The 15514-nt window shown below is 42.3% G+C and carries 18 protein-coding genes and 1 pseudogene; 18 read left to right on the top strand and 1 reads right to left on the bottom strand.

Going from position 1 to position 15514, the window contains the following annotated elements:
- Positions 1-110 precede the first annotated feature (110 nt).
- Positions 111-521 carry a DUF5301 domain-containing protein gene (locus tag OCF96_RS01155; protein ID WP_261081141.1) on the top strand — a complete coding sequence of 137 codons (411 nt, stop codon included), beginning with the start codon at positions 111-113 and terminating at the stop codon, positions 519-521.
- A gap of 175 nt (positions 522-696) precedes the next feature.
- Here OCF96_RS01155 and OCF96_RS10250 read toward each other — a convergent pair.
- A pseudogene (locus OCF96_RS10250) lies at positions 697-771 on the bottom strand (AraC family transcriptional regulator); the annotation flags it as partial.
- Between OCF96_RS10250 and OCF96_RS01145 the strand changes: the two are divergent.
- The 17 genes from OCF96_RS01145 (at position 764) to OCF96_RS01065 (ending at position 15349) form a co-directional block, all read left to right on the top strand.
- Complete coding sequence (locus OCF96_RS01145; protein WP_001025697.1) at positions 764-1672, top strand: LysR family transcriptional regulator; 909 nt, start codon at positions 764-766, stop codon at positions 1670-1672. The pseudogene OCF96_RS10250 and the gene OCF96_RS01145 sit on opposite strands and share 8 nt — an antisense overlap.
- Positions 1669-2130 (top strand): signal peptidase II, encoded by a 462-nt coding sequence (gene lspA, locus OCF96_RS01140; RefSeq protein ID WP_261081142.1) that lies wholly within the window; start codon positions 1669-1671, stop codon positions 2128-2130. Before OCF96_RS01145 ends, lspA begins: the two co-directional genes overlap by 4 nt.
- Entirely contained in the window at positions 2120-3010 is an 891-nt protein-coding gene (locus OCF96_RS01135) for an RluA family pseudouridine synthase (RefSeq protein WP_261081143.1), read from the top strand. Before lspA ends, OCF96_RS01135 begins: the two co-directional genes overlap by 11 nt.
- Before the next feature lie 109 nt (positions 3011-3119).
- The gene (gene proB, locus OCF96_RS01130) at positions 3120-4229 is read left to right on the top strand and encodes a glutamate 5-kinase (protein WP_261445224.1); all 1110 of its coding nucleotides are present in this window, start codon (positions 3120-3122) and stop codon (positions 4227-4229) included.
- A gap of 9 nt (positions 4230-4238) precedes the next feature.
- Complete coding sequence (locus OCF96_RS01125) at positions 4239-5501, top strand: glutamate-5-semialdehyde dehydrogenase (protein ID WP_261121570.1); 1263 nt, start codon at positions 4239-4241, stop codon at positions 5499-5501.
- Positions 5502-5504: 3 nt separating this feature from the next.
- Entirely contained in the window at positions 5505-6302 is a 798-nt protein-coding gene (gene proC, locus OCF96_RS01120) for a pyrroline-5-carboxylate reductase (protein WP_261081146.1), read from the top strand.
- A gap of 267 nt (positions 6303-6569) precedes the next feature.
- On the top strand, positions 6570-7208 hold the full coding sequence (gene tmk / locus OCF96_RS01115) for a dTMP kinase (RefSeq protein ID WP_173212309.1): 639 nt from the start codon (positions 6570-6572) through the stop codon (positions 7206-7208).
- Positions 7205-8095: a DNA polymerase III subunit delta' gene (locus OCF96_RS01110; protein ID WP_261445206.1), complete on the top strand. Its 891-nt coding sequence runs from the start codon at positions 7205-7207 to the stop codon at positions 8093-8095. The genes tmk and OCF96_RS01110 overlap by 4 nt, the downstream gene beginning before the upstream one ends.
- A 191-nt stretch (positions 8096-8286) precedes the next feature.
- Positions 8287-8604, top strand: coding sequence for a DNA replication initiation control protein YabA (yabA, locus tag OCF96_RS01105; protein WP_000358227.1), 318 nt, complete (start codon positions 8287-8289; stop codon positions 8602-8604).
- Between the two features lie 2 nt (positions 8605-8606).
- Positions 8607-9485, top strand: a complete 879-nt coding sequence (rsmI, locus tag OCF96_RS01100; RefSeq protein WP_261445200.1) for a 16S rRNA (cytidine(1402)-2'-O)-methyltransferase — start codon at positions 8607-8609, stop codon at positions 9483-9485.
- Positions 9486-9618: 133 nt separating this feature from the next.
- The gene (gene trmFO, locus OCF96_RS01095; protein WP_050223328.1) at positions 9619-10953 is read left to right on the top strand and encodes a methylenetetrahydrofolate--tRNA-(uracil(54)-C(5))-methyltransferase (FADH(2)-oxidizing) TrmFO; all 1335 of its coding nucleotides are present in this window, start codon (positions 9619-9621) and stop codon (positions 10951-10953) included.
- A gap of 82 nt (positions 10954-11035) precedes the next feature.
- Positions 11036-11773: a UMP kinase gene (pyrH, locus tag OCF96_RS01090; protein WP_000002996.1), complete on the top strand. Its 738-nt coding sequence runs from the start codon at positions 11036-11038 to the stop codon at positions 11771-11773.
- A gap of 8 nt (positions 11774-11781) precedes the next feature.
- On the top strand, positions 11782-12339 hold the full coding sequence (gene frr, locus OCF96_RS01085; RefSeq protein WP_001262225.1) for a ribosome recycling factor: 558 nt from the start codon (positions 11782-11784) through the stop codon (positions 12337-12339).
- Between the two features lie 59 nt (positions 12340-12398).
- Complete coding sequence (gene cvfB, locus OCF96_RS01080; RefSeq protein ID WP_045606314.1) at positions 12399-13253, top strand: RNA-binding virulence regulatory protein CvfB; 855 nt, start codon at positions 12399-12401, stop codon at positions 13251-13253.
- 8 nt (positions 13254-13261) lie between these two features.
- The gene (locus tag OCF96_RS01075) at positions 13262-13477 is read left to right on the top strand and encodes a YozE family protein (RefSeq protein WP_001232083.1); all 216 of its coding nucleotides are present in this window, start codon (positions 13262-13264) and stop codon (positions 13475-13477) included.
- Between the two features lie 85 nt (positions 13478-13562).
- Positions 13563-14567, top strand: coding sequence for a PhoH family protein (locus tag OCF96_RS01070; protein ID WP_261039278.1), 1005 nt, complete (start codon positions 13563-13565; stop codon positions 14565-14567).
- 212 nt (positions 14568-14779) lie between these two features.
- A complete protein-coding gene (locus OCF96_RS01065; RefSeq protein WP_084927565.1) occupies positions 14780-15349 on the top strand; it encodes a GNAT family N-acetyltransferase in 570 nt (189 codons plus the stop codon).
- Positions 15350-15514 lie beyond the last annotated feature (165 nt).

Raw genomic sequence — 15514 nt, 5'->3', positions numbered from 1 at the left:
TACAGTAATGAATTTTATAAAGGAATAAGATATTGCAAAAATTGCTAAGGTTTGATATTATAATTTTATCTTAGTGAGCTAGCAGAAATATGGAAAGGATGTGAAGCTGTATGAAAAAGATGATCACCATGATAGTCTGTTCAATCTCATTTCTTGTTCTATCTGCTTGTGTCAGTAAGAAAAAACTTATTCTTCCTGAACCTGAAACGGTCTCTGTAATTTCCTTGAAGAAAAAAATTTCTGAAGATGTTAAAACTATAAACAAGAGAGAAGAAATTTCAAAATTGATTGAGGAGATACAGAAACAGTCCAAATCTACAACTTTTGAGAGTTTCAATGATCAACCGACAAATGATAAAGATTACATCATTATCAAATTCACTCATCAGAATGAGGAAAAGGATAGTGTAGCCTATCTATACACTATGAAAGAAAAACAGTTTATTGAACAACCTTATGTTGGGATTTGGGAAGTAAGTCCAGATATAGCGAATAGGGTTGAAGAAGCTTATTCTAGTTGATTTATAGAATAAAAGAAATTTTTAGAGAGTTTTCTTGTATCATGTTTTAAACGGTAAATCAACAAGATTTGCTGTTTTTATTTGTTTGAAATAAAATGAGGACTGAAAAAAGATATCATTCTAATTCTTGTATTGAGGTATTAGAGTATTCGCTTAGACTTGAAAATTTCCAGACTTTTTTCCTTTTTGGAAAACTTCTAAAATATGGTATAATGAAAAGATAAAGAAGTTGGGGGTAGAAGATGAACATTCAACAATTACGCTATGTTGTGGCTATTGCGAATAGCGGTACTTTTCGTGAAGCTGCTGAAAAGATGTATGTTAGTCAGCCGAGTCTGTCTATTTCTGTTCGTGATTTGGAAAAAGAGTTGGGCTTTAAGATTTTCCGTCGGACCAGCTCAGGGACTTTCTTGACCCGTCGTGGTATGGAATTCTATGAAAAAGCGCAAGAATTGGTTAAAGGATTTGATATTTTTCAAAATCAGTATGCCAATCCTGAGGAAGAAAAAGATGAATTTTCAATTGCTAGTCAGCACTATGACTTCTTGCCACCAACCATTACGGCTTTCTCAGAGCGCTATCCTGACTATAAGAACTTCCGTATTTTTGAATCAACTACTGTTCAAATCTTAGACGAAGTAGCCCAAGGGCATAGTGAGATTGGGATTATCTACCTTAACAATCAAAATAAAAAGGGTATTATGCAACGGGTTGAAAAGCTAGGCTTAGAGGTCATTGAATTGATTTCCTTCCATACCCACATTTATCTCCGCGAGGGGCATCCTTTGGCTCAGAAAGAGGAATTGGTTATGGAGGATTTAGCTGATCTACCAACGGTTCGTTTCACTCAAGAGAAAGATGAGTACCTTTATTATTCAGAGAACTTTGTTGATACCAGTGCGAGCTCGCAGATGTTCAATGTGACAGACCGTGCTACTTTGAATGGTATTTTGGAGCGGACGGACGCTTATGCAACAGGTTCCGGATTTTTAGATAGTGACAGTGTCAATGGGATTACAGTCATTCGTCTCAAGGATAACCTAGATAATCGCATGGTCTATGTTAAACGTGAAGAAGTGGAGCTGAGTCAAGCTGGGACTCTCTTTGTAGAAGTCATGCAAGAATATTTTAATCAGAAGAGGAAATCATGAAAAAAAGAGGAATAGTGGCAGTCATTGTACTACTTTTGATTGGGCTTGATCAGTTGGTAAAATCCTATATCGTCCAGCAGATTCCACTGGGTGAAGTACGCTCTTGGATTCCCAATTTCGTTAGTTTGACCTACCTGCAAAATCGAGGTGCAGCCTTTTCTATCTTACAAGATCAGCAGTTGTTATTCGCTGTCATTACCCTGGTTGTCGTGGTAGGTGCCATTTGGTATCTACATAAACACATGGAGGACTCATTCTGGATGGTCTTGGGTTTGACCTTGATTATCGCAGGTGGTCTTGGAAACTTTATTGACAGGGTAAGTCAGGGCTTTGTTGTGGATATGTTTCACTTGGACTTTATCAATTTTGCAATTTTCAATGTGGCAGATAGCTATCTGACTGTTGGAGTGATTATTTTATTGATTGTAATGCTAAAAGAGGAAATAAATGGAAATTAAAATTGAAACTGGTGGCCTGCGTTTAGATAAGGCTTTGTCGGATTTGACAGAATTATCACGTAGTCTCGCGAATGAACAAATCAAATCAGGACAGGTCTTGGTTAATGGTCAAGTCAAGAAAGCTAAATACACAGTTCAAGAGGGTGATATCGTCACTTACCATGTACCAGAGCCGGAGGTCTTAGAGTATGTGGCTGAGAATCTTCCGCTAGATATCATCTACCAAGATGAGGATGTGGCCGTCGTTAACAAACCTCAGGGGATGGTGGTGCATCCGAGTGCTGGTCATACTAGTGGAACTCTAGTAAATGCCCTTATGTATCATATTAAGGACTTGTCGGGTATCAATGGGGTTCTACGCCCAGGAATTGTTCATCGTATTGATAAGGATACGTCTGGCCTTCTCATGATTGCTAAAAATGATGAGGCGCATCTAGCACTTGCCCAAGAACTCAAGGATAAGAAGTCTCTCCGCAAATATTGGGCGATTATTCATGGGAATTTGCCTAATGATCGCGGTGTGATTGAAGCGCCGATTGGCCGTAGTGAAAAAGACCGGAAGAAACAGGCTGTGACTGCTAAAGGAAAGCCTGCAGTGACCCGTTTCCACGTCTTAGAACGCTTTGGTGATTATAGCTTGGTAGAGTTGCAGCTAGAGACAGGTCGCACTCATCAGATTCGTGTCCATATGGCTTATATTGGCCATCCAATCGCTGGTGATGAAGTTTATGGTCCTCGTAAGACTTTGAAAGGACATGGACAATTTCTTCATGCCAAGACTCTAGGATTTACTCATCCGAGAACAGGTGAGACCTTAGAATTTACAGCAGATATCCCAGAGATTTTTAAGGAAACATTGGAGAGATTGAGAAAGAATTAGACGTGAAAAAAGGTTGAGATGACTTGTCTCGACCTTTTTCCTATCAACTCTTTTCTATTTCCTGCCATTCATGTTATAATGGATAAATATGAAGAATCGGAGTGAGACTATGAAATACAAACGGATTGTCTTTAAGGTGGGGACTTCTTCTCTGACGAATGAGGATGGAAGTTTATCACGTAGTAAGGTAAAGGCTATTACCCAGCAGTTGGCTATGCTGCACGAGGCTGGTCATGAATTGATTTTGGTGTCTTCAGGTGCCATTGCGGCTGGTTTTGGGGCCTTAGGATTTAAAAAGCGTCCGACTAAGATTGCTGATAAACAGGCTTCAGCAGCGGTAGGACAGGGTCTTTTGTTGGAAGAATACACAACCAATCTTCTCTTGCGCCAAATCGTTTCTGCACAAATCTTGCTGACCCAGGATGATTTTGTGGATAAGCGCCGTTATAAGAATGCCCATCAGGCTTTGTCAGTTCTACTTAGCCGTGGGGCGATTCCTATTATTAATGAGAATGACAGTGTCGTTATTGATGAGCTCAAGGTTGGGGACAATGATACTCTGAGTGCGCAGGTAGCGGCCATGGTCCAAGCTGACCTTTTGGTCCTCTTGACAGACGTAGACGGTCTCTATACTGGAAATCCTAATTCAGATCCAAGAGCCAAACGCTTGGAGCGAATCGAGACCATCAATCGTGAGATTATTGATATGGCTGGTGGTGCCGGTTCTTCAAACGGAACTGGGGGCATGCTGACAAAAATCAAAGCTTCCACCATTGCGACGGAATCAGGAGTTCCTGTTTTTATCTGCTCATCCTTGAAGGCGGATGCCATGATTGAAGCAGCTGAGGAGACCAAGGATGGTTCCTACTTTGTTGCGCAAGAGAAGGGACTTCGTACCCAAAAACAATGGCTTGCCTTCTATGCTCAGAGTCAAGGTTCTATTTGGGTTGATAAAGGGGCTGCAGAAGCTCTCTCTCAACATGGAAAGAGTCTTCTCTTATCTGGTATCGTTGAAGCAGAAGGATCCTTTTCTTACGGTGATATCGTGACAGTATTTGACAAGGAAAGTGGAAAATCACTTGGAAAAGGACGCGTGCAATTTGGTGCATCTGCTTTGGAGGATATGTTGCGTTCTCAAAAAGCCAAGGGAGTCTTGATTCACCGTGATGACTGGATTTCCATTACTCCTGAAATCCAACTACTCTTTACAGAATTTTAGAGGTAAACTATGGTAAGTACACAAGAACAATTTGAACAGGTACAGGCTGTTAAAAAATCGATCAACACAGCTAGTGAAGAGGTGAAAAACCAAGCTTTGCTAGCCATGTCTGATCATTTATTAGTAGCTACTGAGGAAATTTTAGCGGCCAATGCCCTTGATATGGAGGCGGCCAAGGGTAAAATCTCAGATGTGATGTTGGATCGTCTTTATTTGGATGCAGGGCGCATAGAAGCAATGGCAACTGGGATTCGTGAAGTGGTTGCTTTACCAGATCCAATCGGTGAAGTTTTAGAAACAAGTCAGCTTGAAAATGGCTTAGTGATCACCAAAAAACGTGTGGCTATGGGTGTTATCGGTATTATCTATGAAAGTCGTCCAAATGTGACGTCTGACGCGGCTGCTCTGGCTATCAAGAGTGGGAATGCGGTTGTTCTTCGTAGTGGGAAGGATGCCTATCAAACAGCCCATGCCATTGTCACAGCCTTAAAGAAGGGCTTGGAGACAACGACTATTCACCCAGATGTGATTCAACTAGTGGAAGATACTAGCCGTGAAAGTAGCTACGCCATGATGAAGGCAAAGGGCTATCTAGACCTTCTTATTCCTCGTGGAGGAGCTGGCTTGATTAATGCGGTGGTCGAAAATGCGATTGTACCTGTTATCGAGACAGGAACTGGTATTGTCCATGTTTATGTGGATAAGGATGCAGATGAAGACAAGGCTCTGTCTATCATCAATAATGCCAAAACCAGTCGTCCTTCTGTCTGCAATGCCATGGAGGTTCTACTTGTTCATGAAGACAAGGCAGCAAGCTTCCTTCCTCGCTTGGAGAAAGTTCTGGTTTCAGAGCGTAAAGAAGCTGGGTTGGAACCAATTCAATTCCGCTTGGATAGCAAAGCAAGCCAGTTTGTTTCAGGTCAAGTAGCTGAGGCCCAAGACTTTGACACCGAGTTTTTAGACTATGTGCTAGCTGTTAAGGTTGTGAGCAGTTTAGAAGAAGCGGTTGAGCATATTGAAGCCCACAGTACCCATCATTCGGACGCAATTGTGACGGAAAATGCAGATGCGGCAGCTTACTTTACAGATCAAGTGGACTCTGCAGCGGTTTATGTCAATGCCTCAACTCGTTTCACAGATGGTGGCCAATTTGGTCTGGGTTGTGAAATGGGAATTTCTACTCAGAAACTGCACGCACGTGGTCCCATGGGCTTGAAGGAATTGACTAGCTACAAATATGTGGTTACTGGTGACGGACAGATAAGGGAGTAAGAGATGAAGATTGGATTTATCGGTTTGGGGAATATGGGTGCTAGTTTGGCCAAGTCTGTTTTGCAGGCCAAGACGGGTGCTCAGATTCTCCTTGCCAATCGTAGTCAAGCTAAGGTGGATGCTTTCATCGCCAACTTCGGTGGTCAGACTTCTAGCAATGACGAAATCTTTGCAGAAGCAGATGTGATTTTTCTAGGAGTTAAGCCTGCTCAGTTTTCTGAACTGCTTTCTCAATACCAGACCATCCTTGAAAAAAGAGAAAGTCTTCTTTTGATTTCCATGGCAGCTGGATTGACTTTAGAAAAACTAGCAAGTCTTATCCCAAATCAACACAGAATTATTCGTATGATGCCAAATACTCCTGCTTCTATCGGTCAAGGAGTGATTAGCTATGCCTTGTCTTCTAATTGCAGGGCTGAGGACAGTGAGCTATTTTGTCAGCTTTTATCCAAGGCTGGTCTCTTGGTTGAACTGGGAGAAGGCTTAATCGACGCAGCGACAGGTCTTGCAGGCTGTGGACCGGCCTTTGTCTATCTCTTTATCGAAGCCTTGGCAGATGCAGGTGTTCAGACGGGATTGCCACGGGAAATAGCACTGAAAATGGCAGCCCAAACTGTGGTAGGAGCTGGGCAATTGGTCCTAGAAAGCCAAGAACATCCTGGGGTCTTAAAAGATCAAGTTTGTAGCCCAGGCGGTTCGACTATCGCTGGTGTAGCAAGCCTAGAAGCGCATGCTTTTCGAGGAACGGTCATGGATGCAGTTCATCAAGCCTACAAACGAACACAAGAACTGGGTAAATAAGAGGTAGTTTTGTCTGCCTCTTTTATGGTGGTTGATACTCTTCGAAAATCAAATTCAAACCATGTCAACGTCGCCTTGCCGTAGATATATGTAACTGACTTCGTCAGTCTTATCTACAACCTCAAAGCAGTGCTTTGAGCAACCTGCGGCTAGTTTCCTAGTTTGCTCTTTGATTTTCATTGAGTATGAAATGAGAAGACAAAAAGATTGTCACAAACCCCTATTTTTTTGATAGAATAGAAGTAGTAAAAAAGAAATGAGTTAGACATGTCAAAAGGATTTTTAGTCTCTCTTGAGGGACCAGAGGGAGCAGGAAAGACCAGTGTTTTAGAGGCTCTGCTCCCAATTTTAGAGGAAAAAGGGGTAGAGGTGCTGACAACCCGAGAACCTGGTGGAGTCTTGATTGGGGAGAAGATTCGGGAAGTAATTTTGGATCCGAGTCATACTCAGATGGATGCGAAGACAGAACTCCTTCTCTATATCGCCAGTCGCAGGCAGCACTTGGTGGAAAAAGTTCTTCCAGCACTTGAAGCTGGTAAGTTGGTCATTATGGACCGCTTCATTGATAGTTCTCTTGCCTATCAGGGATTTGGTCGTGGCTTAGATATTGATGCCATTGATTGGCTAAATCAGTTTGCGACAGATGGCCTTAAACCTGATTTGACACTCTATTTTGACATCGAGGTGGAAGAAGGACTAGCTCGCATTGCTGCTAATAGCAATCGCGAGGTCAATCGTTTGGACTTGGAAGGTTTGGACTTGCATAAAAAAGTCCGTCAAGGCTATCTTTCTCTTCTGGACAAAGAAGGAAATCGCATTGTCAAGATTGATGCTAGTCTCCCTTTGGAGCAAGTTGTGGAAACTACCAAGGCTGTCTTGTTTGACAGAATGGGCTTGGCCAAATGAAACAAGATCAACTAAAGGCCTGGCAGCCAGATCAGTTTGACCGCTTTGTCCGTATCCTAGAACAAGACCAGCTCAATCACGCCTATCTCTTTTCAGGTTTCTTTGGAAGCTTGGAAATGGCGCAATTTTTAGCTAAGAGCCTCTTTTGTACAGATAAAGTAGGTGTGTTGCCATGTGAGAAATGTCGGAATTGTAAGCTGATCGAACAGGGAGAGTTTCCAGATGTTACCTTGATTAAGCCAGTCAATCAGGTCATCAAGACAGAACGCATTCGGGAATTGGTGGGACAGTTTTCTCAAGCAGGGATTGAAAGCCAGCAGCAGGTCTTTATTATCGAGCAAGCTGAGAAGATGCACCCCAACGCAGCCAATTCTCTGCTCAAGGTCATAGAAGAACCCCAGAGTGAGGTTTATATTTTCTTCTTGACCAGCGATGAGGAAAAGATTTTACCGACAATCCGAAGTCGGACCCAGATTTTCCACTTTAAAAAGCAAGAAGAAAAGCTCATCTCGCTCTTAGAACAAATGGGATTGGTTAAGAAAAAGGCGATCCTTTTAGCTCAGTTTAGTCAATCGCGAGCTGAAGCAGAGAAGTTAGCCAATCAGGCAAGCTTTTGGACCTTGGTTGATGAAAGTGAACGCCTGCTGACTTGGTTAGTGGCTAAGAAAAAAGAAAGTTATTTGCAAGTTGCCAAACTAGCTAGCTTGGCAGATGATAAGGAAAAACAAGATCAGGTTTTACGGATTCTTGAAGTCCTTTGTGGACAAGATATCCTACAAGCAAGAGTAAGACTGATTTTACAAGATTTGTTAGAAGCTAGAAAAATGTGGCAAGCCAATGTCAGCTTTCAAAATGCCATGGAATATCTGGTCTTAAAAGAAATGTAAACTCATACTCTTCGAAAATCTCTTCAAACTACGTTAACGTCGCCTTGCCGTATAGATGTTACTGACTTCGTCAGTCTTATCCGGCAACCTCAAAGCAGTGCTTTGAGCAGCTTGCGGCTAGTTTCCTAGTTTGCTCTTTGATTTTCATTTAGTATTAAAAATGAACGATATAGAAAGGAAAGGGCTGTTTTATGGACAAAAAAGAATTATTTGATGCACTAGATGATTTTTCCCAACAGTTATTGGTAACCTTAGCCGATGTGGAAGCCATCAAGAAAAATCTCAAGAGCCTAGTAGAGGAAAATACAGCTCTTCGCTTGGAAAATAGTAAGTTGCGCGAACGCTTGGGTGAGGTGGAAGCAGATGCTCCCGTCAAGGCCAAGCATGTTCGCGAAAGTGTCCGTCGGATTTATAAAGATGGTTTTCACGTTTGTAATGATTTTTATGGTCAACGTCGAGAACAGGACGAAGAATGTATGTTCTGTGATGAGTTGTTATACAGGGAGTAGGCATGCAGATTCAAAAAAGTTTTAAGGGACAGTCTCCCTATGGCAAGCTGTATCTAGTGGCAACGCCGATTGGCAATCTAGATGATATGACTTTTCGCGCTATTCAGACCTTGAAAGAAGTGGATTGGATTGCTGCTGAAGACACGCGCAATACAGGTCTTTTGCTCAAGCATTTTGATATTTCCACCAAGCAAATCAGTTTTCATGAGCACAATGCCAAAGAAAAAATTCCTGATTTAATTGGTTTCTTGAAAGCAGGACAAAGTATTGCTCAGGTATCCGATGCGGGTCTGCCTAGTATTTCTGACCCAGGGCATGATTTGGTTAAGGCTGCCATTGAGGAAGATATTGCTGTTGTTACAGTTCCTGGTGCCTCTGCAGGGATTTCTGCCTTGATTGCCAGTGGCCTAGCGCCACAGCCACATATCTTTTACGGTTTTTTACCCAGAAAATCAGGCCAGCAAAAGCAATTTTTCGACTTGAAAAAAGACTATCCAGAAACCCAGATTTTCTATGAATCTCCCCATCGTGTGGCAGATACGTTAGAAAATATGCTAGAAGTCTATGGTGACCGCTCGGTCGTCTTGGTTAGAGAATTGACCAAAATCTATGAAGAATACCAAAGAGGTACAATTTCTGAATTGCTGGAAAGCATCTCTGAAACGCCACTTAAGGGAGAATGCCTTCTCATTGTTGAAGGTGCCAGTCAGGATGTGGAGGAAAAAGACGAGGAGGACTTGTTCTTAGAAATCCAAGTCCGCATCCAGCAAGGCATGAAGAAAAATCAAGCTATCAAGGAAGTAGCTAAGATTTACCAGTTGAATAAAAGCCAGCTATACGCTGCCTATCACGATTGGGAAGAAAATCAAGAAAATGACTAAACAGGGAAGTTTGCCTTCTTCCCTTTTTTTGTTATACTAGTAGAAGAAAAAATAGAAAGATTTGTGGGTGTTAAACAAGCCAGTGCCTTGTTTTGATATGAACTTAGGTTCCACCCAAAGAGGTATTAGTGTCGTGTCTCAATCTTATATCAATGTTATCGGTGCTGGTTTGGCAGGTTCTGAAGCAGCCTACCAAATCGCAGAGCGTGGTATTCCAGTTAAACTTTATGAAATGCGTGGTGTCAAGTCAACACCTCAACACAAAACAGACAATTTTGCAGAGTTGGTTTGTTCCAATTCTCTACGTGGAGATGCTTTGACAAATGCAGTGGGTCTTCTCAAGGAAGAAATGCGTCGCTTGGGTTCTGTTATTTTGGAATCTGCTGAGGCTACACGTGTTCCTGCAGGTGGTGCTCTTGCGGTGGACCGTGATGGATTCTCCCATATGGTGACCGAAAAAGTGGCTAACCACCCCTTGATTGAAGTGGTGCGTGATGAAATTACAGAATTGCCGACAGATGTTATTACAGTTGTGGCGACTGGTCCTTTGACCAGTGATGCCTTGGCTGAAAAGATTCATGCCCTTAATGATGGCGATGGTTTCTATTTCTACGATGCGGCAGCACCTATTATCGATGTCAACACTATCGATATGAGCAAGGTTTATCTCAAGTCTCGTTATGATAAGGGAGAAGCCGCTTATCTCAACGCTCCAATGACCAAGCAGGAGTTTATGGATTTCCATGAAGCCTTGGTCAATGCAGAAGAAGCACCGCTCAATTCTTTTGAAAAAGAAAAGTATTTTGAAGGCTGTATGCCTATAGAAGTCATGGCCAAACGTGGCATCAAAACCATGCTTTATGGTCCTATGAAACCAGTCGGTCTTGAGTATCCAGACGACTACACAGGACCTCGTGATGGAGAATTCAAAACACCTTATGCGGTGGTTCAGCTTCGTCAGGACAATGCGGCTGGTAGCCTCTACAATATCGTCGGTTTCCAGACCCACCTCAAATGGGGAGAACAAAAACGAGTCTTCCAAATGATTCCTGGTCTTGAAAATGCTGAGTTTGTCCGTTATGGGGTCATGCACCGCAATTCTTACATGGATTCACCAAATCTTCTTGAGCAAACCTATCGTTCTAAGAAACAGCCAAACCTCTTCTTTGCTGGTCAGATGACGGGTGTGGAAGGCTATGTTGAGTCAGCAGCGTCAGGCTTAGTTGCGGGTATTAACGCTGCTCGACTCTTCAAGGGAGAAAGCGAGGCTATTTTCCCAGAAACAACAGCGATTGGAAGCTTAGCTCATTACATCACCCATGCGGACAGCAAACATTTCCAACCAATGAATGTCAATTTCGGAATTATCAAGGAGTTGGAAGGCGAACGTATCCGTGATAAGAAGGCTCGTTATGAAAAAATTGCAGAGCGTGCCCTTAGTGACTTAGAGGAATTTTTAACAGTCTAATTTTTTTGAAAGAATTGCTCATGATACTATAAAAATCTTAGAAATTGTGATAAAATAGGTAGGATAAAAAAGGAGAGTGAAAATGGCGAATCCCAAGTATAAACGTATTTTAATCAAGTTATCAGGTGAAGCCCTTGCCGGTGAACGTGGCGTAGGGATTGATATCCAAACAGTTCAAACAATCGCAAAAGAGATTCAAGAAGTTCATAGCTTAGGTATCGAAATTGCCCTTGTTATTGGTGGAGGAAATCTTTGGCGTGGAGAACCTGCAGCAGAAGCAGGTATGGATCGCGTTCAGGCAGATTACACAGGAATGCTTGGGACTGTTATGAATGCTCTTGTGATGGCAGATTCATTGCAACAAGTTGGGGTTGATACACGTGTTCAAACAGCTATTGCCATGCAACAAGTGGCAGAGCCTTATGTCCGTGGACGTGCCCTTCGTCACCTTGAAAAAGGCCGTATCGTTATCTTTGGTGCCGGAATTGGTTCACCTTACTTCTCAACAGATACAACAGCGGCCCTTCGTGCAGCTGAAATCGAAGCAGATGCTATTCTTATGGCTAAAAACGGTGTCGATGGTGTTTACAATGCCGATCCTAAGAAAGACAAGACAGCCGTTAAGTTTGAAGAATTGACCCACCGTGACGTTATCAATAAAGGTCTTCGTATCATGGACTCAACAGCTTCAACCCTCTCAATGGATAACGACATTGACTTGGTTGTCTTCAACATGAACCAACCAGGCAACATCAAACGTGTCGTATTTGGTGAAAATATCGGAACAACAGTTTCAAATAATATCGAAGAAAAGGAATAAGAAAGAATATGGCTAACGCAATTATTGAAAAAGCTAAAGAGAGAATGACCCAGTCTCACCAATCACTTGCTCGTGAATTTGGTGGTATCCGTGCTGGCCGTGCCAATGCAAGCTTGCTTGACCGTGTACATGTAGAATACTATGGAGTAGAAACTCCTCTTAACCAAATCGCTTCAATTACGATTCCAGAAGCGCGTGTTTTGTTGGTAACACCATTTGACAAGTCTTCATTGAAAGACATCGAACGTGCTTTGAACGCTTCTGATCTTGGTATCACACCAGCTAACGACGGTTCTGTGATTCGTTTGGTTATCCCTGCTCTCACAGAAGAAACTCGTCGTGACCTTGCTAAAGAAGTGAAGAAGGTTGGCGAAAATGCAAAAGTGGCTGTCCGCAATATCCGTCGCGATGCTATGGACGAAGCTAAGAAACAAGAAAAAGCAAAAGAAATCACTGAAGACGAATTGAAGACTCTTGAAAAAGACATTCAAAAAGTAACAGACGATGCTGTCAAACACATCGACGACATGACTGCCAACAAAGAGAAAGAACTTTTGGAAGTCTAAAAATAAACAGAAAAACTCAGTTGGCATTGCTGGCTGAGTTTTATTCGAAAGAAGGAAATATGAATACAAATCTTGCAAGTTTTATCGTTGGACTGATCATCGATGAAAACGACCGTTTTTACTTTGTGCAAAAGGATGGTCAAACCTATGCTCTTGCTAAGGAAGAAGGTCAACATACAGTAGGGGATACGGTCAAAGGTTTTGCATACACGGATATGAAGCAAAAACTCCGCCTGACAACCATAGAAGTGACTGCCACTCAGGACCAATTTGGTTGGGGAACTGTAACGGAAGTTCGTAAAGACTTGGGTGTCTTTGTGGATACAGGCCTTCCTGACAAGGAAATCGTTGTGTCACTCGATATTCTACCTGAGCTTAAGGAACTTTGGCCTAAGAAGGGCGACCAACTCTACATCCGTCTTGAAGTGGACAAGAAAGACCGTATCTGGGGACTCTTGGCTTATCAAGAAGACTTCCAACGTCTGGCTCGTCCTGCCTACAACAACATGCAGAATCAAAACTGGCCAGCCATTGTTTACCGCCTCAAGCTGTCAGGAACTTTTGTTTACCTGCCAGAAAATAACATGCTTGGTTTTATCCATCCTAGTGAGCGCTACGCAGAACCACGTTTGGGGCAAGTTCTAGATGCGCGTGTCATTGGTTTCCGTGAAGTGGACCGCACTCTGAACCTCTCCCTCAAACCACGTTCTTTTGAGATGTTGGAAAATGATGCCCAGATGATTTTGACTTACTTGGAAAGCAATGGCGGTTTCATGACCTTAAACGATAAGTCATCCCCTGAGGACATCAAGGCAACCTTTGGCATTTCTAAAGGTCAGTTTAAGAAAGCACTCGGTGGCTTGATGAAGGCTGGCAAAATCAAGCAAGACCAGTTTGGGACTGAATTGATTTAGGGAGACTTATGAGAAAATCATTTTACACTTGGCTCATGACTGAGCGCAATCCTAAAAGTAACAGTCCCAAGGCTATCTTGGCAGATCTAGCCTTTGAAGAGTCAGCCTTCCCAAAACACACAGATGATTTTGATGAGGTGAGTCGCTTTTTGGAAGAGCATGCCAGTTTCTCTTTCAACCTAGGTGACTTTGATGCCATCTGGCAAGAATACATAGAACACTAGCATTTATTCACTGGGTTTGGGCTAGTAATTTCTCCATCCCTTTGCTATAATAAAAAGAAATAAAAGGATTAGAGAGGTTCTTTATTTGAAGGAACATTCAATTGACATTCAACTGAGTCATCCAGATGACCTGTTTCATCTTTTTGGTTCCAATGAACGCCATCTTCGTTTGATGGAAGAAGAGCTTGATGTGGTGATTCATGCTCGTACGGAGATTGTGCAGGTTTTGGGAGAAGAGGCTACCTGTGAGGAAGCTCGTCAGGTTATTCAGGCTTTGATGGTCTTGGTCAATCGGGGAATGACCGTTGGCACGCCAGATGTGGTGACTGCGATTAGCATGGTCAAAAACGATGAAATTGACAAGTTTGTCGCCCTTTACGAAGAAGAAATCATTAAGGATAATACTGGGAAGCCTATCCGTGTTAAAACATTGGGTCAAAAACTGTATGTTGACAGTGTCAAACAGCACGATGTGACCTTTGGAATTGGGCCTGCAGGGACAGGGAAAACCTTTCTCGCAGTGACCTTGGCAGTGACAGCCCTTAAACGTGGGCAAGTCAAGCGGATTATCCTAACTCGTCCAGCAGTTGAGGCAGGAGAGAGTCTTGGATTTCTTCCGGGTGATCTCAAGGAGAAGGTGGATCCTTACCTTCGACCTGTTTACGATGCCTTGTACCAGATTCTGGGGAAAGACCAAACAACTCGTCTTATGGAGCGTGAAATTATCGAGATTGCGCCCCTTGCCTATATGCGTGGACGGACCTTGGATGATGCCTTTGTCATTCTCGATGAGGCGCAAAATACAACCATCATGCAGATGAAGATGTTCTTGACGCGTTTAGGCTTTAATTCTAAGATGATTGTCAATGGAGATATTAGTCAGATTGACTTGCCACGTAATGTCAAGTCTGGTTTGATTGATGCTCAAGAGAAACTCAAGAATATTCACCAGATTGACTTTGTTCATTTTTCAGCCAAGGATGTGGTTCGCCATCCAGTTGTCGCTCAAATTATCCGAGCCTATGAACCATCTCCAGTTAAAAAAGAAGAGAGTGAAGAATTAGAGCCTCAACCTCTATCTGAAGGATAGTTCTTTTGTACTTAAAGTTATCTCAATGCTAAATCTATAGTTGATTGAAGCTAGAATAGTACGTTGTGACTACTAAAACATTTCTAGAAATTAATTTGACTTTCCTGATTGATTTGTTTATATCTTATTTCAATCTACTATAAGTTTGCTTTTTAAATGTTTTATTCAATATCCTTGTATGAGATTAGAAACTTTTCAAGTGGTGGAATCCTATGGAATCAATCTTTTTAAAACTATCCCAGTATCCAATAATGGAGACTGAGCGTTTATTGCTTAGACCTGTAACTTTGGATGATGCGGAAGCAATGTTTGACTATTCCTCGGACAAGGATAATACACGTTACACTTTTCCCACCAATCAAAGCTTGGAAGAAACCAAGAATAATATTGCTCAGTTCTACTTGGCCAATCCCTTAGGACGTTGGGGAATAGAACTAAAAAGCAATGGCAAATTTATCGGAACCATTGATTTGCACAAGATTGATCCTGTTCTTAAGAAGGCAGCTATTGGTTACATTATCAATAAAAAATATTGGAATCAAGGTTTGACGACAGAAGCCAATCGTGCCGTGATTGAGCTTGCTTTTGAGAAGGTTGGAATGAACAAGTTGACCGCCCTTCACGATAAGGACAATCCTGCATCTGGAAAGGTCATGGAGAAATCAGGCATGCGTTTTTCCCATGCAGAACCATATGCTTGTATGGACCAGCATGAAGAAGGCCGAATCGTTACAAGAGTTCATTATGTCTTGACCAAGGAAGACTATTTTGCAAATAAATAAGCAGTTGAAAAGAAATTTTGGCTCTTTGTCAACTGTAGTGGGTTGAAGAAAAGCTAAGCTCTAGAAAGGACAGATTTAGTCCTTTCTTTTTTGGCTCTTTGTCAACTGTAGTGGGTTGAAGAAAAGCTAAGCTCTAGAAAGGACAGATTTAGTCCTTTCTTTTTT

The sequence above is a fragment of the Streptococcus mitis genome (genome assembly GCF_946190065.1).
In the GTDB taxonomy this organism is placed as follows: Bacteria; Bacillota; Bacilli; order Lactobacillales; family Streptococcaceae; genus Streptococcus; species Streptococcus mitis_DE.
The sequence above is the reverse complement of the archived record's forward strand: the minus strand, read 5'-3'. Positions and strand labels throughout refer to the sequence as shown.